The 18565-nt window shown below is 62.1% G+C and carries 16 protein-coding genes; 2 read left to right on the forward strand and 14 right to left on the reverse strand.

What is annotated here, in order from left to right:
• Nucleotides 1–77: 77 nt before the first annotated feature.
• The gene (locus U5G49_RS22740) at nt 78–494 is read right to left on the reverse strand and encodes a MarR family winged helix-turn-helix transcriptional regulator (RefSeq protein WP_003544385.1); all 417 of its coding nucleotides are present in this window, start codon (nt 492–494) and stop codon (nt 78–80) included.
• A gap of 544 nt (nt 495–1038) precedes the next feature.
• Between U5G49_RS22740 and polA the strand changes: the two genes are divergently transcribed.
• Nucleotides 1039–4038, forward strand: a complete 3000-nt coding sequence (polA, locus tag U5G49_RS22745; protein ID WP_193446478.1) for a DNA polymerase I — start codon at nt 1039–1041, stop codon at nt 4036–4038.
• A gap of 420 nt (nt 4039–4458) precedes the next feature.
• Nucleotides 4459–6804, forward strand: coding sequence for a DNA translocase FtsK (locus U5G49_RS22750; RefSeq protein WP_193446477.1), 2346 nt, complete (start codon nt 4459–4461; stop codon nt 6802–6804).
• Here the strand turns inward: U5G49_RS22750 and U5G49_RS22755 are convergent.
• From U5G49_RS22755 to U5G49_RS22815, 13 genes are all read right to left on the reverse strand, one after another.
• Nucleotides 6801–7334 carry a GrpB family protein gene (locus U5G49_RS22755; protein WP_193446476.1) on the reverse strand — a complete coding sequence of 178 codons (534 nt, stop codon included), beginning with the start codon at nt 7332–7334 and terminating at the stop codon, nt 6801–6803. The two genes, U5G49_RS22750 and U5G49_RS22755, sit on opposite strands and share 4 nt — an antisense overlap.
• Nucleotides 7335–7354: 20 nt before the next feature.
• A complete protein-coding gene (phnN, locus tag U5G49_RS22760) occupies nt 7355–7951 on the reverse strand; it encodes a phosphonate metabolism protein/1,5-bisphosphokinase (PRPP-forming) PhnN (protein ID WP_018244296.1) in 597 nt (198 codons plus the stop codon).
• Nucleotides 7948–9087 (reverse strand): alpha-D-ribose 1-methylphosphonate 5-triphosphate diphosphatase, encoded by a 1140-nt coding sequence (locus U5G49_RS22765; RefSeq protein ID WP_018448002.1) that lies wholly within the window; start codon nt 9085–9087, stop codon nt 7948–7950. Before U5G49_RS22765 ends, phnN begins: the two co-directional genes overlap by 4 nt.
• A 13-nt stretch (nt 9088–9100) precedes the next feature.
• Nucleotides 9101–9796 carry a DUF1045 domain-containing protein gene (locus U5G49_RS22770; RefSeq protein WP_047617581.1) on the reverse strand — a complete coding sequence of 232 codons (696 nt, stop codon included), beginning with the start codon at nt 9794–9796 and terminating at the stop codon, nt 9101–9103.
• Between the two features lie 140 nt (nt 9797–9936).
• A complete protein-coding gene (phnE, locus tag U5G49_RS22775) occupies nt 9937–11280 on the reverse strand; it encodes a phosphonate ABC transporter, permease protein PhnE (RefSeq protein ID WP_193446475.1) in 1344 nt (447 codons plus the stop codon).
• 7 nt (nt 11281–11287) lie between these two features.
• Nucleotides 11288–12247, reverse strand: coding sequence for a phosphonate ABC transporter, permease protein PhnE (phnE, locus tag U5G49_RS22780; protein ID WP_018447999.1), 960 nt, complete (start codon nt 12245–12247; stop codon nt 11288–11290).
• A 171-nt stretch (nt 12248–12418) separates the two neighbouring features.
• Nucleotides 12419–13324 (reverse strand): phosphonate ABC transporter substrate-binding protein, encoded by a 906-nt coding sequence (phnD, locus tag U5G49_RS22785; RefSeq protein WP_018244301.1) that lies wholly within the window; start codon nt 13322–13324, stop codon nt 12419–12421.
• 86 nt (nt 13325–13410) lie between these two features.
• Nucleotides 13411–14256: a phosphonate ABC transporter ATP-binding protein gene (gene phnC / locus U5G49_RS22790; protein WP_018447998.1), complete on the reverse strand. Its 846-nt coding sequence runs from the start codon at nt 14254–14256 to the stop codon at nt 13411–13413.
• A 117-nt stretch (nt 14257–14373) separates the two neighbouring features.
• Nucleotides 14374–14991 carry a DapH/DapD/GlmU-related protein gene (locus U5G49_RS22795; RefSeq protein ID WP_193446474.1) on the reverse strand — a complete coding sequence of 206 codons (618 nt, stop codon included), beginning with the start codon at nt 14989–14991 and terminating at the stop codon, nt 14374–14376.
• On the reverse strand, nt 14988–15695 hold the full coding sequence (gene phnL, locus U5G49_RS22800) for a phosphonate C-P lyase system protein PhnL (RefSeq protein WP_026230920.1): 708 nt from the start codon (nt 15693–15695) through the stop codon (nt 14988–14990). The genes U5G49_RS22795 and phnL overlap by 4 nt, the downstream gene beginning before the upstream one ends.
• 114 nt (nt 15696–15809) lie before the next feature.
• Nucleotides 15810–16586, reverse strand: a complete 777-nt coding sequence (gene phnK / locus U5G49_RS22805; protein WP_193446473.1) for a phosphonate C-P lyase system protein PhnK — start codon at nt 16584–16586, stop codon at nt 15810–15812.
• Complete coding sequence (locus U5G49_RS22810) at nt 16583–17458, reverse strand: alpha-D-ribose 1-methylphosphonate 5-phosphate C-P-lyase PhnJ (protein ID WP_003544415.1); 876 nt, start codon at nt 17456–17458, stop codon at nt 16583–16585. The genes phnK and U5G49_RS22810 overlap by 4 nt, the downstream gene beginning before the upstream one ends.
• Entirely contained in the window at nt 17455–18561 is a 1107-nt protein-coding gene (locus tag U5G49_RS22815; RefSeq protein WP_193446472.1) for a carbon-phosphorus lyase complex subunit PhnI, read from the reverse strand. Before U5G49_RS22815 ends, U5G49_RS22810 begins: the two co-directional genes overlap by 4 nt.
• Nucleotides 18562–18565 lie beyond the last annotated feature (4 nt).

The following is an 18565-nucleotide window of genomic DNA, read 5'->3' on the forward strand; positions in this document are numbered from 1 at the left end:
AACGCTGTAACACTTTGAATTGCTGCATAATTTTATCGTTAAATCGATTATGATTTAAGGATAAAATTATGCAGCGGTCAGAGCGCCTTGGCGTTTTCCAGCAGCCGGCGGATATATTCGAGCGTCAGCTCGCGCTCGAAAACCCGGAAACCTTTAAACAGCGCAAGGTCGGCCTCACGCGCGGTCTCGATCGCCTCGGCCTCCATGGCGCGCGCCCTCGGCGTCAGGAAGAGCAGTTGCGCCCGCTTGTCGGACGGATGCGGCCGGCGCTCGATCAGCCCGTCGCGGACCATGCGCGAAAGCGTATTGGCCATGGTCGCCTGCTCGATATCGACCCGCTCGAGAAGCTGTTTCTGGGTCAGCCCGTCCTCGGCCCAGAGTTCCAGCAGGATGGGGAACTGGCCCGGAGAAAAACCAAGCCCGACCGCGCGCTGGTGCAGCGAGCGGGCAAAACCCTTCGCCAGCTGGCTGGCAAGGTAGGCTCCCGAATCCATGCGGTTAAATCCCATGATTGCAAGTTAGGCTCAAAACCATGCCGGAGACAATGCAGCAAATCGCATACGATGCTCCTTAACATGCAAGCCGTGATGATAATTTCGAGTGCCTCGAAAAAACAAAAGTCGCCATGGCCTGGAGGTTGGCCATGGCGACTTTAAAGTGGGGACAAAGGCCCGGAGAGGGGGATAGGCCTTTGTCCAAGCCTGACGCGGCGGGGGACAAGCCGGTAATCAGACCCGCGACGCAATCAAGCGCCGGTGACATGGATTTGTGGCTCAGAATGTGGTTTTTCAAGGGAGGGCGATCGTTACAAATCGGTAACAGTTTGGTGAGCTGGAATCGCTGCCGCACAATTCCTGAGATCGGAATCGATGGAAGGATAAAATTATGCAGCAACGCCAAGTGCTCAGCGTCCTTTGCGCGTCCGAAAAGACGCGCGGCGCTGTGTGACGCTCCGAACGCCATAATCCTTTTCGCGCGCCGAATTTTATGCCGAACTCTATATGGACCTCGTCCGATGCCCGCGCTATCCATGCACGCATGAAAAAAGGCGATCACCTCTTCCTAGTCGATGGTTCCGGATTCATCTTCCGGGCGTTTCATGCATTGCCGCCGCTGACCCGCAAGACCGACGGCCTGCCGATCGGCGCCGTGTCCGGTTTCTGCAACATGCTGTGGAAGCTGCTGAGGGATGCGCGCAATACCGATGTCGGTGTGACGCCGACACATCTTGCCGTCATCTTCGATTATTCCGCCAAGACGTTTCGCAAGGATCTCTACGACGCCTATAAGGCGAACCGCTCCGCCCCGCCGGAAGAGCTCATCCCGCAATTCGGCCTTATAAGAGAGGCGACCCGCGCCTTCAATCTGCCCTGCATCGAGACCGAAGGCTTCGAAGCCGACGACATTATCGCCACCTATGCCCGCCAGGCCGAGGCAACCGGCGCCGATGTCACCATCGTCTCCTCCGACAAGGATCTGATGCAGCTCGTCAGCCCCAATGTCCATATGTATGACAGCATGAAGGACAAGCAGATCGGCATTCCCGATGTCATCGAGAAATGGGGCGTGCCGCCGGAAAAGATGATCGACCTGCAGGCGATGACCGGTGATTCCGTCGACAACGTTCCCGGCATTCCGGGCATCGGCCCGAAAACCGCCGCCCAGCTGCTTGAGGAGTACGGCGATCTCGACACGCTGCTCGAACGCGCCACCGAGATTAAGCAGGTCAAGCGCCGCGAGACGATCCTCGCCAATATCGACATGGCCAGGCTCTCGCGCGACCTCGTGCGGCTGCGCACCGATGTGCCGCTCGATCTCGATCTCGACGCGCTGGTGCTGGAACCGCAGAACGGCCCGAAGCTGATCGGCTTCCTGAAGACGATGGAATTCACCACGCTGACGCGCCGCGTCGCCGAGGCCTGCGATTGCGATGCGAGCGCCATCGAACCGGCGACCGTCCGCATCGAATGGGGCGAGACGGCCCGCGGCCCGGATCTCGACGCGGCGGAGCCCGAGACTGTTGCCGGCGGCATCCCCGACGTTTCGGGCGAATCCGTGCCGGTGCCGCCGCGCGCGAAGGCGAAGAACGCGGCCGAAGGCGCCTTTTCGCCCGCCGATCTTGCCAAGGCGCGGGCCGATGCCTTTGCGACGCTGCCCTTCGATCATTCGGCCTATGTCACGATCCGCGACCTGGCGACGCTCGACCGCTGGATCGCCGATGCGCGCGCTACCGGCCTCGTTGCTTTCGATACCGAGACCACGTCGCTGGATGCGATGCAGGCCGAACTTGTCGGCTTTTCACTGGCGATCGCCGACAATACGGCCGATCCCACCGGCACGAAGATCCGCGCCGCCTATGTGCCGCTTGTCCATAAGAACGGCGTCGGCGATCTGCTCGGCGGCGGCCTTGCCGACAACCAGATCCCGATTGGCGATGCCCTGCCGCGGCTGAAGGCATTGCTGGAGGACGAATCGGTTCTCAAGGTCGCCCAGAACCTGAAATATGACTACCTGCTGTTGAAGCGCTACGGCATCGAGACCAGGAGTTTCGACGACACCATGCTGATCTCCTACGTGCTCGACGCCGGCACCGGCGCGCATGGCATGGATCCGCTCTCGGAAAAATTCCTCGGCCATACACCGATCCCGTACAAGGACGTGGCGGGCAGCGGCAAGGCGAACGTCACCTTCGATCTGGTCGATATCGACCGCGCCACCCACTATGCCGCCGAAGATGCCGACGTGACGCTGCGCCTCTGGCTGGTGCTGAAGCCCCGGCTGGCGGCATCAGGGCTGACCAGCGTCTATGAACGGCTGGAGCGGCCGCTATTGCCCGTGCTTGCGCGTATGGAAGCGCGCGGCATCACCGTTGACCGGCAGATCCTGTCGCGGCTCTCCGGCGAGCTGGCCCAGGGTGCAGCAAGGCTGGAGGACGAGATCTACGTGCTGGCCGGCGAACGTTTCAACATCGGCTCGCCGAAGCAGCTGGGCGATATCCTGTTCGGCAAGATGGGCCTTTCCGGCGGCAGCAAGACGAAGACAGGCCAATGGTCCACCTCCGCGCAGGTGCTCGAGGATCTGGCCGCCGCCGGTTTCGAATTGCCGCGCAAGATCGTCGACTGGCGCCAGGTCACCAAGCTGAAATCCACCTATACCGACGCGCTTCCAGGTTACGTTCACCCCGAGACAAAGCGGGTCCACACCTCCTACTCGCTGGCTTCGACGACCACGGGGCGTCTGTCCTCCTCCGAGCCGAACCTGCAGAATATTCCGGTGCGCACCGCAGAAGGCCGCAAGATCCGCACCGCCTTCATCTCGACGCCCGGCCACAAGCTGATCTCTGCCGACTACAGCCAGATCGAACTGCGCGTGCTTGCCCATGTGGCCGAGATCCCGCAGCTGACCAAGGCCTTCGAAGATGGCGTCGACATCCACGCCATGACGGCTTCGGAAATGTTCGGCGTGCCGGTGGAAGGCATGCCGGGCGAGGTGCGCCGCCGCGCCAAGGCAATCAATTTCGGCATCATCTACGGCATTTCGGCCTTCGGCCTTGCCAATCAGCTTTCGATCGAGCGTTCGGAAGCCGGCGACTATATCAAGAAGTATTTCGAGCGTTTCCCCGGCATCCGCGACTATATGGAAAGCCGAAAGGCCATGGCGCGCGACAAGGGTTATGTCGAAACGATCTTCGGTCGCCGCATCAACTATCCCGACATCCGCTCGTCCAATCCATCCGTGCGTGCCTTCAACGAGCGTGCGGCGATCAACGCGCCGATCCAGGGCTCGGCTGCCGACGTCATCCGCCGGGCGATGATCAAGATAGAGCCGGCGCTTGTTGAAGTCGGCCTTGCCGATCGCGTCCGCATGCTGCTGCAGGTGCACGACGAACTCATCTTCGAGGTCGAGGACGAGGATGTCGAAAAGGCGATGCCGGTCATCGTCTCGGTCATGGAAAACGCCACCATGCCGGCACTGGAAATGCGTGTACCGCTGAGGGTCGATGCACGCGCCGCCACCAATTGGGACGAGGCGCACTAAAGCACGTCGCGCAAAAGGACAGCGGTTTTGCGACAACGACATGCGTGGAAATAAAGCCTATGCCCGGCCCTTCGGCTTGGCTGAAACGGGCCGCCTGCTCGACCGGCCACCTGGGCCGTAGACCTGGGCTACGACGCGCGCCGGCCGGTCGAGCATCCGATTCCGTTTGAGCCAACAGAATGCTGCAATCTGACCAGGAAGGCTCTAAAGCGCCAGGAGCGAATCCAAAAGATTGCGACGCGCTTTAGAGCGGCTCCCCAAAATTGGCAAAGATTTTTCTCACTGCCAGAACTCATTGAAAGTGCAGCGATTTATCCCAGGGGATCGTATCGGAACGATACGGCAGGAAGGAACTTATTAACCTTCCTTTTCTATCCCGGTAGGGTCGTAATTTGCAAAGCATGAGTGAGTAGCGGACGCATGCGTTTTCCCAGAACCAATTTGACGGATGCCGGAGATTTTTCCAGCGAGATTGAAACGGACCTTCCGGCGGAAAACCCAGGGGAGAAGCCGGCGGCACCCATCTGGCAGAGTAACTTTTCCCTCGCGCCGAATGTCCGTTTCACCCGCACGCCGGAAACGCTGATCAGCAGGCGGCGCGCGCCGAATGAGCCCGTTCGCGATGATTCGCAGATTGGACAGCAGGCGATACGGATAGAGCCGGTTGCCGTCGACGTGCCCTTCGATATCTATCTGCCAGAGCCGGACGAAATTTCCGTAGCACCGCATAGGGTCGAACTGCAGCAGTCACCTTTGCCTGACGAGCCCGGCGCGCCGGCTTTCCGCGCCAGCGCCGAGCTTTCCTCCATTTCGGATTTCGCCTTTTGGGAAGTCATGGCCTTCGAAGAGGCCGAGCCGGTTCGCGCACCGCCCTTGATATCGTTCCCGAAGACCGAGACCTCGCCCGAATCGATCACGTCGCTGTTCCGGATCATGGAATGGCGCCCCGGCCGGTCGGCCCCTGCTCCCGTCACCTCCCGCCCGGTCCCGCAGCCCGCTGCGATCTCCGCAAAGGTCGCTGTGCGCCCTCCGGCCGCCCCGTCCCTGGAAAGGCCCAGGCGCATCGCTGTCGAGGCACCGGTCGCGCCCGTACCTCAGGCGGCGCCAACCTCTCAGGTCGCGCCAGCCCCTCAAATTGCATCAGCCCCTCAGGCAGCACCGGCGCCGCAGCGCACGCCGCCTGTCGCCGCGGTCCTGCCGTCGCCGCGCCTGGCCGCGCGGCCCGAAAGGATCGACGCATCCGGCTATGAATTCCCGCCGCGTGCCCTGCTGCAGGAACCGCCGGAACGCCTCGGCGAGATCATGTCGCAGGAGACGCTGGAACAGAATGCAGGGCTTCTGGAAAGCGTGCTGGAAGATTTCGGCATCAAGGGCGAAATCATCCATGTCCGTCCCGGTCCTGTCGTCACCCTCTATGAATTCGAGCCGGCGCCGGGCGTGAAATCGTCGCGGGTCATCGGCCTTGCCGATGATATCGCCCGCTCGATGTCGGCGCTTTCGGCCCGCGTGGCCGTCGTCCCCGGCCGCAACGTCATCGGCATCGAATTGCCGAATGTGACACGTGAAACCGTCTATTTCCGCGAGATGATCGAGAGCCAGGATTTCGAGAAGAGCGGTTACAAGCTGGCGCTCGGCCTCGGCAAAACCATCGGCGGCGAGCCTGTCATCGCCGAGCTCGCCAAGATGCCGCATCTGCTCGTGGCCGGCACCACCGGCTCCGGCAAGTCGGTCGCCATCAACACGATGATCCTGTCGCTGCTCTACCGCATGACGCCGGAACAGTGCCGCCTGATCATGGTCGACCCGAAGATGCTCGAACTGTCAGTCTATGACGGCATCCCGCATCTGCTGACGCCCGTCGTCACCGATCCGAAGAAGGCGGTCATGGCGCTGAAATGGGCCGTGCGCGAAATGGAGGAGCGCTATCGCAAGATGTCGCGCCTCGGCGTGCGCAATATCGATGGCTATAACGACCGCATGGCACAGGCCCGCGAAAAGGGCGAGACCATCCATGTCATGGTCCAGGTCGGCTTCGATAAGGGCACCGGTGTTCCGATCGAGGAAAGCCAGGCGCTGGACCTGACGCCGATGCCCTATATCGTCGTCATCGTCGACGAGATGGCCGACCTGATGATGGTCGCCGGCAAGGACATCGAAGGGGCAATCCAGCGCCTCGCCCAGATGGCCCGCGCCGCCGGCATCCATCTGATCATGGCGACACAGCGTCCGTCGGTCGACGTCATCACCGGCACGATCAAGGCAAACTTCCCGACCCGTATCTCCTTCCAGGTGACCTCGAAGATCGACAGCCGCACCATTCTCGGCGAACAGGGCGCCGAGCAGCTGCTCGGTCAGGGAGATATGCTGCATATGCAGGGCGGCGGGCGGATTTCCCGCGTCCACGGTCCTTTCGTCTCGGATGTCGAAGTGGAAAAGGTTGTCGCCCATCTGAAAACCCAGGGCCGCCCGGAATATCTCGACACCGTCACCGCCGACGAGGAGGAAGAGACGGAAGAGGAAGAAGCCGGCGCCGTCTTCGACAAGAGCGCCATGGCCTCGGAAGATGGCAATGAACTCTACGAGCAGGCGGTCAAGGTCGTCATGCGCGACAAGAAGTGCTCGACGTCCTACATCCAGCGCCGCCTCGGCATCGGCTACAACCGCGCCGCCTCACTGGTAGAACGCATGGAAAAGGAAGGTCTCGTCGGCCCAGCCAACCACGTCGGCAAGCGCGAGATCGTATCGGGACGGGGTGACGGCGATTAATCGGGCGCGGAGTGCGGCTGCGCACTCCACGTCCTCAAGTCTGCCAACCGCAGCGTCTCGCTGACGAACGTGGTTTTTCCGGCGGTGTAAAAATCCCAATCGCCGCCTGCCTCTGCGGCCAGCCGGCGTTTCAACTCGGCATAAGCCTTGGCTCTCTCGGGGTGAACCCTGAGATAATCGCGAAACAGAATGCGCTCCCGATGTCCGCGATTATCGGGTCCGCAAAGATAGAGCCTGATGCCATAAGCTTGATGATCGCGGGTGAAAGCCCATCGTTGCTCTCCGGTATCGCCGTGGAAGACGAAATCGGCAGCGCGCACCACCTCGATCGCCGTCGGCAGGAACTCGTCGGATATCATCACGGCATCAAGGTCGATCTTCGGCTTGGCTGCCAATCCAGGCACTGATGTGCTGCCGAGATGATCGATGGAAAGCAGGCGGTCACCGAGCAGGATCGAGATCTCGGTGCTGATCTCGGCAAACAGCAGTGGCCAAGAGGGATCGTCGTCGACCACTTTGATGGCGCGCATGCCTTTTCCCTCGAGCCTGGTCAGTGCGCCTTGGTCAGCAATCCGTCCAGGATCTCGATCATCTTCTGCTCGGCCTCTTCGAGCGAGCCGCTATTGTCGAGCTCCACCACGTCATATTCGCCGCGCACCGTCAGCGGTCCGCGGGCGAGCCGGGCCATGATATCTTCATGCGTCTCGCGTCCGCGCGCCTCCAGCCGGCCGGCGAGCACCTCGGGGCGGGCGGTGACGTTGATGACCTTCAGCCGCGGGAAGGCGGCCTGGAAGCGGTGAAGCGCCGAGCGCGAGCCGTTGGCGACAACGACATGGCCTCTGGACAGCGCCACCGAGACCTCGGCGGGAATACCGTATTTCAGGCCGTGCGCTTCCCACCAGACGGCGAAGGAGCCTGATTGCTCCATGGCGGCAAACCCTTGGAGGGAGACGGAAAGATGGTCCTCGCCGCCGGCATCGCGGTGGCGGGTGATGACGCGGCGGACGAAATGCACGTTCTCACGGCCGGCAAAACGCCGGGCGGCGAGGTTCATCAGCGTGTCCTTGCCAGCACCGCTCGGACCGACGACAACCACCATGATGCCGCGCTCGGCACCAGCTCCTGCGTGGGGTTCGTGCGGCATCATGCGACACGGCGTCCTTGGCGCCAGACGGAGCGTGTCACCGGCACGCCGTGCGAACGATGGACGCGGACAAGATCGGCGCGCAGCCCGGTTGCGATCCGGCCGCGATCGTCGAGGCTGACGGTGCGGGCGGGCGTCGACGTCACCATGGCGATCGCCTTCGGCAGGCTGATGCTCTCCACCTCGTCGGCGAGGATGAAGGGCGCATGCAGCAGGCTGAGCGGTACGTAGTCGGAGGAAAGCACGTCGAGCACGCCCATCTCGGCAAGGTCGCGGGCGGCGATATTGCCGGAATGCGACTTGCCGCGCACGATGTTCGGCGCGCCCATCAGCACGCTCATGCCATGTTCGTGCGACGCCCGTGCGGCGTCGAAGCTGGTCGGGAACTCGGCCAGGCGCACGCCGTTGTCGATCGCCTCGTCGACATGGGAGAGCGTCGCGTCGTCATGGCTTGCCACGGTGATGCCGCGCTCGGCGCAGACCTTGGCGATGGCGTTGCGATGCGGCGTCGAATTGCGCGCCGATTCTGCCTGACGCTTGGCGACGAAACGCGCGAACGCCTCGTCGCTCAGGCCGCGCTTCTTCTGGTAGTAGAAGATATATTGGTCCATCGTCTGGAACTGACGCTGGCCGGGCGCATGATCCATCAGCGAGACGAGCCGCACATGCCGGTCGTTTTCGAAATCGGCAAAATGTTCGAGCACGTTGTCGGCCGAGACCTCGCAGCGCAGGTGGATGAGGTGCTCGGCGCGCAGCCTGCCTTCCTTCTCCGCCGACTGGATGGCGTCCGCCATCTCGCGCATCTCGCCATGTTCGAAACCGCCGTCCTCGTCCGCACCCATGCGCAGGCAGTCGAATACCGTGGTGATGCCTGACGTGACGATCTGGGCGTCATGCGCCTGGACTGCGGCGGTCTTGTTCCAGCGAATACCGGGACGCGGCTGATAATGGCCTTCGAGATGATCGGTGTGCAGCTCGACAAGGCCTGGAATGACGTAGTCGCCTTCGAAATTTTCGCCGGCTACCGAGTTGCCCTCGGAGATGTCGGCAATCTTGCCGTCGCGGATGAGGATCGAGCCTGAGAGGATGTCATCCTCGAGGACGATGCGGGCGTTGGAAAACACGGTCTCTTTGCTCATGTCGTCAGGTCTTTCAGCTTTTGGCGCCGGCAAGCGGCAGCCAGGAATGAACTTTGAATGGGGCACCGCGCGTCTCCTCGATGAAGACGGCAAGGCCGGAAATCGAAAGCGGCCGGCCGATGAAATCGGCAAAACGCTCTGTCAGGATCGCTTTCATCACCTGAGCACGTGTCTCGGGCACTTGGCCGCTCAGCGTCATGTGAAAGCCGAAATCCTCCATGACGTAAGGATAACCCCAGCGCTGCAGATGGGCGCGCTGGCTGTCGCTGAGCTTCTCCGGATTGCGCCGCGCCATATCGGCCTCGGAAAGCGTTGCGCGGAACGGTTCGAAGGACCTTACCACTTTCGCGGCGAAATCCTGAAGAGGTTGATGAAGTGAACCGGGAACGAGGGCAAAAAAACGGCCGAGCTGGCCGAGCACGAGCTCAGGAATCTCGAAGGCTTGCGTGCGCTGGGCAAAGTCCTCGGCAACGGTCATGAGATCCTTCTCGGTGACCGAGGAGGCGAGGGAAAAGGGCGCCTTGATCGTGGCGTGAAAGCCGTAACGGCGCGGGTCGGCGGTCAGCTCGAACTGTTCAGGCGCACCCAGCTGCTCATATTCCGGTGCAGGGTAGGTCTCGCCGGTGAAAGCATTGCGGCCGAGCCAAAGCGAGGCCGCGCCGGTCAAGGGATCATCCTTCGGCGGCGAGAAGTAGAGAGCGTAGCGCAAGGCTTTTATCCTGGAGATCGTCCAAACGGGGAGGGCACTGTGCAGTGATTTGGCGGCGAACCGCAAGCAGGCTCCCGGCTAAAAGATTTCCGTGACAGAATGATGATGGCGGCAGCGCCGCCACTGCTTTGATGGATGGGTCAGTGGGCTTTCGTGCCCATCAGCCGGTGGCGCAGCGCGTTCGAGGCGGTGTCGAAAATGAAGACGACGATCAGGATCAGAATGACCATGTAGGCGACGTTTTCCCAGTTGGCGTTGGTGCGCATGGCCTCCCACAGCTTGAGGCCGATGCCGCCGGCGCCGACAGCGCCGATAATGGTCGCGCCGCGCACGTTCGATTCCCATTGGTAGAGCGTCTGGCTGACGAAGACGGGAACGATCTGCGGCATAATGCCATAACGATGAACGAGCACGGTCTGAGCGCCTGTTGATTTGATGCCTTCCCGCGGCTTGTTGTCGATATTCTCGAGGCCTTCGGAATAGAGCTTGCCGAGCGGGCCGGTCTCGGTGAGGAAGATTGCACCGCTGCCGGCGAGCGGGCCGGGGCCGAAGGCGCGCGTCAGGAACAGCGCCCAGATCAGCATATCGACCGAGCGCAAGAAATCGAAGAAGCGCTTCAGGATCTGGTTCAGCAGGCGGTTCGGCGTGATGTTGCGCGCTGCCAGGAAGGCGAGCGGAAAGGCGGTAAGCGAGCCGAGTATCGTTCCGAGGAACGCCATGACGATCGTCTGGAAAAGCTTGGTCCAGACGTCGCCGTGCTGCCATTCGCTGTTGTTCCAGATATCGTCGAAGGCGAGCGACAGGTTGGATTGGTCGGGCTTGATGCGCGGGCCGGAGACGATGAGGCTGACGACCTCGCCGACCGGCTTGTCGAAGAAGGATGATTGCGTGTCGAAGATGAAATTCGCCCAGCCGATGAAACGTTTGCGGATCTTCACCCGGTCGACTGATATGCTGACATTGCCGGCAAAGCCGAGATCCGCCAGCACGTTGTCATCATAGACTGTCATCCAGCCGGGCACCGGTCCGACGACTTTCGGCGCGCCGCTCGAAACTTCCACCGGGACGCTGACGCCATGCGCGGTGACGATCGTCGCGTTCTTGGAGACGGTGACGCTGCGGCCGGTGCCGCTGATCGAAACGGTGATGCTGCCGTCGGGATTGTTGACCAGCCAGTCCGGGTGCGGATTGTCGCCGAGCGGCGAGAAACGCGGATAACGGATGTCGATCGAGCCGTCATCCCCAATGCGGAATTCCGGTTGAACGTCGTAGCTCACCCATTGGCTGAGATAGATGCCGACGCGCTCCCAATGGGCTTCGGCAAAAAGCTTGGGCAGGTCGAAGAACCACACGGCATAGAGGCTGTAGAGCAGTGTCGCGATGAGGATCATCAGCCCGCCGAAACGCTGGCGGAACGACCGGTGGAAATATTCCGGATAGCGCGTTTCTATCTCATGCATGCGGTTTGCGTCGATCACCGTCATGGCGGCCTCAATGTTGCAGGAGGAAGGCGTGCTCGCCGACGAGGCGGCGGCGCAGCCATGCGGAGAACTGGTCGACGGCGACGATCGTCACGAACAGCAGCAGAACGAGCGCTACCGTCTTGGCGCCGAAGCCGCGCGAAATCGAGAGCTTCAGTTCCTCGCCGATGCCGCCGCCGCCGACGGCGCCGATGATGGTCGAGGCGCGCACGTTGATCTCAAGGCGCAGCAGCGCATAGGAGGTGAAATTCGGCAGCACTTGCGGCAGGGCGGCAAAGCGCACGCGTTCCCACCAGTTGGCGCCGACGGCTTTCATACCCTCGTGGGGCTTCATGTCGATATTTTCGGCCACTTCGTAGAAGAGTTTGCCGAGCGCGCCGATCGTGTGCAGGGTGATGGCGATGATGGCGGCGACCGGCCCGATCGACAGGATCGCCGAAAACAGCCCGGCTATGACGATTTCAGGGAAGGCGCGCAGGAACTCCATCAGCCGCTTGGTGAAGATGCGCAACGGCCATGAATTCGTCAGGTTGCGCGCGGCAAAGAAGCTCAATGGGACGGCAAAGACGAAGGCGATGATCGTCGAGATCAGCGCGACGTTGATCGTGACGATCATCAGCTCGAAATATTCGGGAATGTAGAAGGCGCCCCAGACGTAGACACGGCCCCTGTCGAAATTGAATTCCTCGCCGCCCTTGTCGTTGACGCTCGCTATATCAAACAGCGCGCGCCAGACGTCGTGCCAATCCCTGGGGATGAGCCAGCTCAGGAAGTCGAAGAGATGCGGCAGACGGTCGAAGAAATGGCCGGCATTGCTCTCGTCGGCGAAGCGGACGGAGCTGACGAAAGCCGCAATAAGGATAACCAGGCCGAGGACGGTATAGAAGCGGCGCTTGGCGACCATCCGGTCCCAGGCGGTGCCGATCTCCTTGGTGCTCTGCATCTGCGGCTGTGTATCGGCAATAGTCATCAACGCCTCGCCTACTTCATAATTCTATCCTCAAATCGGAATCGAGTTGAGGATAGAATTACGCAGCAATTCAAAGTGCTACAGCGTCCTTTGCGCGTCTAAGACGCGCGGTGCCGTAGTCAAAAGATAGAGGGCGGCCGTTGCCGGCCGCCCTCATTCGAAACGGCTCGATCAGCCGCCGATGGCAGCTTTGCGGACGTCGACGACGGCGTTGTAGAAGTCGTGCTTCACGGGCGCGTAGCCCTTGTAGTCGCCGCCTTCGACAGCGGCGAAGCACTTGTGATCCTTCTCCGGCAGAGCCGTGAAGAAGGCTGCAAGCTTCGTCTGCCACTCTTCGCCCAGAGCATTGCGAACGACGAGCGGGCCGTTCGGGATCAGCGGCGAACGCCATACTTCGACCAGCTTGTTCGGATCGACGGCGCCCTTGTCGACTTCCTTGCGGAAGGTACCGGAGGTGTAGCCGTCCTTGAAGTCGCCGATGCCCGAGCTATCGTCGACGGCAATGTCGACCTTGCCGTCATAGGCAGCGAGAAGGTTGTTCTCGTGACCGCCGTTGAACTGGGTCGAGGCGAAGAACTTGTCGTTCGGCATGCCCGTGTCCTTCGGGATCTGCGTCAGCGGAACGAGGTAGCCGGACGTGGAATCCGGATCGGCGTAGCCGAGCTTCTTGCCCTTGGCGTCCTTGATGGACTTGATGCCGGAGGACTTCAGAGCAAGGCCGATCGAGTAATAACCCGTCGAGCCGTCCTTCTGCTGCGTCGTCAGGATCGGCGTGACAGCCTTCGAATCCTTGATATAGACGGCGGCGTAGCCGGAGGCGCCGAGTTCGGCGAAGTCGAGCGTGCCGCCGAGCAGGCCCTGGATCACGCCGTCATAGTCGGCGGCCGGGAAGAGCGAAACCTTCTCGAAGCCGAATTCCTGCTTCAGATGGTCGGCAAGGCAGGCATAGTTGCGCAGGCGGTCGGTTTCGTTTTCGCCGCCGAGGATGCCGATGCGGAATTCCTTGAGGTCTGCAGCGTGGGCAGCGCCGGCGAGCGCGAAGAGCGCCGTTGCCGCAAAGAGTGCTTTCTTCAACATGTTCTCTCCTATTGACCGGTGTCCCCGGCCTTCCCGTTACGAAGAAGTGTGCCCTTGACGCGGGCGCTCGATCGCGGCTGCCTCTCTCAGAGGCCGGCCAGCGCCAGCGGCTGTGTGCCGGCGGATTGATGGTCTGCCCGCTCGGGGGCGATATTGATCGATGTCGAGGTCACCGTTTCGTCGATGCCGGCGCCGTCCTTGTCCGTCCCGTAGATTTCCTTCACCGCTTCGGCCGTCAGCTCCGAGGGCTTGCCGTCGAAGACGACGCGGCCACCGGCCATGCCGACGATGCGCTCACAATAGTTGCGGGCGGTGTCGAGCGTGTGAAGGTTGGTGATGACGGTGATGCCCTCGCGCTCGTTGATATCGCGCAGCGCATCCATGACGATCTTGGCGTTCAGCGGATCGAGCGAGGCGATCGGCTCGTCGGCGAGAACCATCTTCGGGTTCTGCATCAGCGCGCGGGCGATCGCCACGCGCTGCTGCTGGCCGCCGGAAAGCGTTCCGGCTGCCTGCAACGCCGTCTGCTCGATGCCGAGGCGTTCGAGTGCCGCGATGGCATGCACGCGTTCCTCGCGGGTGAAGATGTTGAGCAGGCTCATAAGCGTCGAGCGATGATTGAGGCGGCCGAGCATGACATTGGTGAGGACGTCGAGGCGCGGGACCAGGTTGAACTGCTGGAAGATCATCGCGCAGTCGCGCTGCCAGTTGCGCAACGCCTGGCCGCGAAGCCCGGAGACCTCGACACCGGCGAAATGAATGGAGCCGGAGCTCGGCTCCTGAAGGCGGTTGATCATGCGTAGCAGCGTCGACTTGCCGGCACCGGAGCGGCCGATGACACCCACCATCTGGCCCTGAGGAATGGCGAGCGTGACGGAATCGACGGCGAGCTTTTTTCCGAAACGACGTGTGACATTCTTCAGCTCGAACATCATGCTCTTCCCTTGCGATCCAGGCCTTGGTCAGCATCGCATTAGTCCCGCTTGATGAACCTCACATGTCATATTTGTGTAAGTCCTGTCACAATTCTCCGCCCCTATATCGGGGGTTTAACCGCCGTAACGGGATAGGAAATCTTGCGCGCTCAGGTTGCGGAAATCGGAGAGCGCCTGGCGTAGCCGGTCGTGCTCCCAGTCCCACCAGGAAAGCCTGTCCATCCGTTCGCCGACCTCTCCTGGAAAGCGCTCGCGGATGAGCTTTGCCGGCACGCCGCCGACGATCGTATAGGGCGCGACGTCCTTCGAGACGACGGCGCCGGCTCCGATCACCGCGCCGTTGCCGATGTTGACGCCCGGCAGAATGGTCGCCCCGTGGCCGATCCAGACGTCGTTGCCGATCGTCACGCGGTTTGCGCGCCGCCAGGCGAAGAAGTCCGTCTCCATGTCGCCATCCGGCCAGTAGTCGGCGGCGCGATAGGTGAAATGATGCAGCGTCGCGCGCCAGGTCGGATGGTTGGTGGCGTTGATACGCACGGCGGCGGCGATATTGACGAACTTGCCGATCGTCGCACACCAGACGGAGCCGTCCTGCATGATGTAGGAATAGTCGCCGAACGTGGCCTCGCTGATGCGGCAGCGTTCAGAGACCTCCGTATAGCGCCCGAAGGTGGAATCGCTGACGGACGCCGTCTCATGAAAATAGGGCTCGATATCCAGCTTGCGGCTCATGCAGCGATCTTTCTGGGTGAGAATTGCTGGACGTCGAGGATGCGGTCGGCGACGGCTTCGCGCACCTCTTCGTCGTGGAAGATGCCGAGAAGGGCCACCCCCGCCTTCTTCTTTTCCGCGATCATGCCGACGACGACGGCACGGTTCCTGGCATCGAGCGAGGCTGTGGGTTCGTCGAGAAGCAGGATCGTATGCTCGGTGATGAAGCCGCGCGCGATGTTGACGCGTTGCTGCTCGCCGCCGGAGAAGGTGGCGGGCGGAAGCTGCCAGAGCGTTTCCGGCAGATTGAGCCTGGCAAGCAGGGCGCCCGCCTTTTCCCGCGCCGTGACGGCGTCCTCGCCGCGTGCCACCAGCGGTTCGGCAACCACGTCGATCGCCGCGACGCGCGGCACGGTGCGCAGGAACTGGCTGACATAGCCGAGCGTATCGCGGCGGACGTTGAGCACGGTGCGCGGATCGGCGGAGGCGAGATCGACGATGCGGTCATTGTGACGGATGAGGATCTGGCCGGTGTCGACGGCATAATTGCCGTAGATCATCTTGAGCAGCGAGCTCTTGCCGATGCCCGATGGGCCACCGAGCACGACGCATTCGCCCGATGCGACCGAGAAGGCGACATCGGATACGACAGGTAGCTTGATGCCGTCGCGCAGATGCATGGTGAAGCTCTTCGAGACTTCGGAAACGACGAGGGGCGTTGCCATGATTTCTTCTTCCTTGGTTTCGCCGCGTGTCTGAAAGGACGCGCAATGGCGTGCTGAATTGCTGCATAATTTTACCTAAAATCGATTCCGATTTAAGGAATTATGCAGTAGCGCTCAGACCTGCAGGATCGAGGAGACGAGCAACTGCGTGTAGGGTTCGCGCGGATCGTCGAGCACGCGGTCGGTAAGCCCGTGTTCGATGACGTAGCCGTCCTTCATCACCATCATCCGGTGCGAGAGCAGGCGGGCGACGGCGAGGTCGTGGGTGACGATGATGGCCGAGAGACCGAGATCGTTGACGAGGCCGCGGACCAGATCGAGCAGGCGCGCCTGCACCGAGACGTCGAGGCCGCCGGTCGGCTCGTCCATGAAGACGAGGCGCGGCCCGGTGACGAGGTTGCGGGCGATCTGCAGGCGCTGGCGCATGCCGCGGGAAAAGGCGCGCGGCTGATCGTCGATGCGGTCGGCGTCGATCTCGACGCGTTCGAGCCAGTCGATCGCCGAAGCGCGGATCTTGCCGTAGTGCCGGTCGCCGATCGCCATCAGCCGTTCGCCGACATTGGCGCCGGCCGAGACGGTCATGCGCAGGCCATCGGCCGGATTCTGGTGTACGAAGCCCCAATCGGTGCGCATCAGGAAGCGCCGCTCGGCCTCGTTCATGCGGTAGAGGTCGCGGTAGCTGCCGTCGCGCATGTGATATTCGACGCTGCCGGTGCTGGGCAGCAGCCGGGTGGAGAGGCAGTTGAGCAGCGTCGTCTTGCCGGAGCCGGACTCGCCGACGATGGCAAGCACTTCGCCGGGCCAGAGCTCGAAGGAGACGTCGCGGCAGCCGATACGGTTGCCGTAGAATTTCGAAACGTCATGGACTTTGAGAAGCGGGGTATCGCTCATTCTGCAGCCTCCCGGGCCAGCATCTCGCCGGCATGTCCGTGCGCGCGGCGGTCTTCGCAATGATCGGTGTCGGAGCAGACGAACATCCGCCCGCCCTTGTCGTCGAGAACCACTTCGTCGAGATAGACATCCTCCGCACCGCAAAGGGCGCAGGGTTTATCGAAACGTTGGATATCGAAGGGATAGTCCTCGAAATCCAGGCTGACGACGTCGGTATAGGGCGGAACCGCATAGATGCGCTTCTCGCGTCCGGCGCCGAAGAGCTGCAGCGCGTCCGACATGTGCATCTTCGGATTGTCGAATTTCGGCGTCGGCGACGGGTCCATGACATAGCGGCCGTGGACCTTCACCGGATAGGCGTAAGTCCGCGAGATGCGGCCGTTATGGGCGATATCCTCGTAGAGCTTCACATGCATGAGACCGTATTCTTCGAGCGCGTGCATCTTGCGCGTCTCGGTCTCACGCGGCTCGAGGAAGCGCAGCGGCTCGGGGATCGGCACCTGGTAGACGAGCACCTGCCCGACCCCGAGCTTTTCTTCGGGAATGCGGTGGCGCGTCTGGATGATCGTCGCATCCTTGGTATGCGTCGTCACCGCGACATTGGCGACCTTCTGGAAGAAGGCGCGGATGGAAACGGCGTTGGTCGTATCGTCGGCGCCCTGGTCGATGACCTTCAGCACGTCATCAGGTCCGATGATCGAGGCCGTCACCTGCACCCCGCCGGTGCCCCAGCCGTAGGGCATCGGCATTTCGCGCGAGGCGAAGGGCACCTGGTAGCCGGGAATGGCGATTGCCTTCAGGATGGCCCGGCGGATCATGCGTTTGGTCTGTTCGTCGAGATAGGCGAAGTTGTAGCTGGCCAGATCGGTCATTCGGCGGCTTCCTTCATGTCTTCGCCACCGTTGCGGGCGGCTTCGAATTCGCGGCGCATGCGGCGGACGAGATCGAGTTCGGCCTGGAAATCCACATAATGCGGAAGCTTCAGGTGCTCGACGAAGCCCGTCGCCTGGACGTTGTCGGAGTGCGAGATGACGAATTCCTCGTCCTGTGCCGGCGCGGTGATATCCTCGCCGAGCTCTTCGGCGCGAAGCGCCCGGTCGACCAGCGACATCGCCATCGCCTTGCGCTCGCTCTGGCCGAAGACCAGGCCGTAGCCGCGGGTGAATTGCGGCGGCGCCTTGGCCGAACCCTTGAACTGGTTGACCATCTGGCATTCGGTGATCTGGATCGTGCCGAGCGAGACGGCGAAACCGAGTTCCGGCACGTCGAATTCCACCTCGACGTCGCCGATGCGGATTTCACCGGTGAAGGGGTGGTTACGGCCGTAGCCGCGCTGGGTGGAATAACCGAGCGCCAGCAGGAAGCCCTCGTCGCTACGGGCAAGCGCCTGTAGGCGCAGATCGCGGGTCATCGGGAATTCCATCGGCTCGCGGGTCAGATCGCCGATCTCATGATCTTCCGGCATGTCGCCATCGGCCTCGATCAGGCCCGCTTCGCCGAGGATTTCGGAGACGCGCATGACGCGGCCGGTCTCGGCTGCACGCTGAGCGGGCGTCTCGACTGCCTCGTCCGAAAGCAGTGTGGGATCGAGCAGCCGGTGGGTATAGTCGAAGGTCGGGCCGAGGAGCTGGCCGCCCGGCAGATCCTTGTAGGTCGCCGAGATGCGGCGTTCGATCGTCATATCAGCCGTGTCGAGCGGCCTGGAATAGCCGAAACGCGGTAGCGTCGTGCGGTAGGCGCGCAGCAGGAAGATCGCCTCGATCATGTCGCCGCGTGATTGGCGGATGGCAAGTGCTGCGAGCGTGCGGTCGAAAAGCGAGGCCTCGGCCATGACGCGATCGACGGCGAGCGCCAGCTGCGCCACGATCTGTTCGATGCCGATCGCCGGCAGCGAACGGTCGCCGCGGCGGCGGTCGGCCAGCAGGCGGTGGGCATTGGCGATGGCGGCCTCGCCACCCTTGACGGCAACATACATGAGC

Source organism: Rhizobium indigoferae, from assembly GCF_034554815.1.
GTDB lineage: Bacteria > Pseudomonadota > Alphaproteobacteria > Rhizobiales > Rhizobiaceae > Rhizobium > Rhizobium leguminosarum.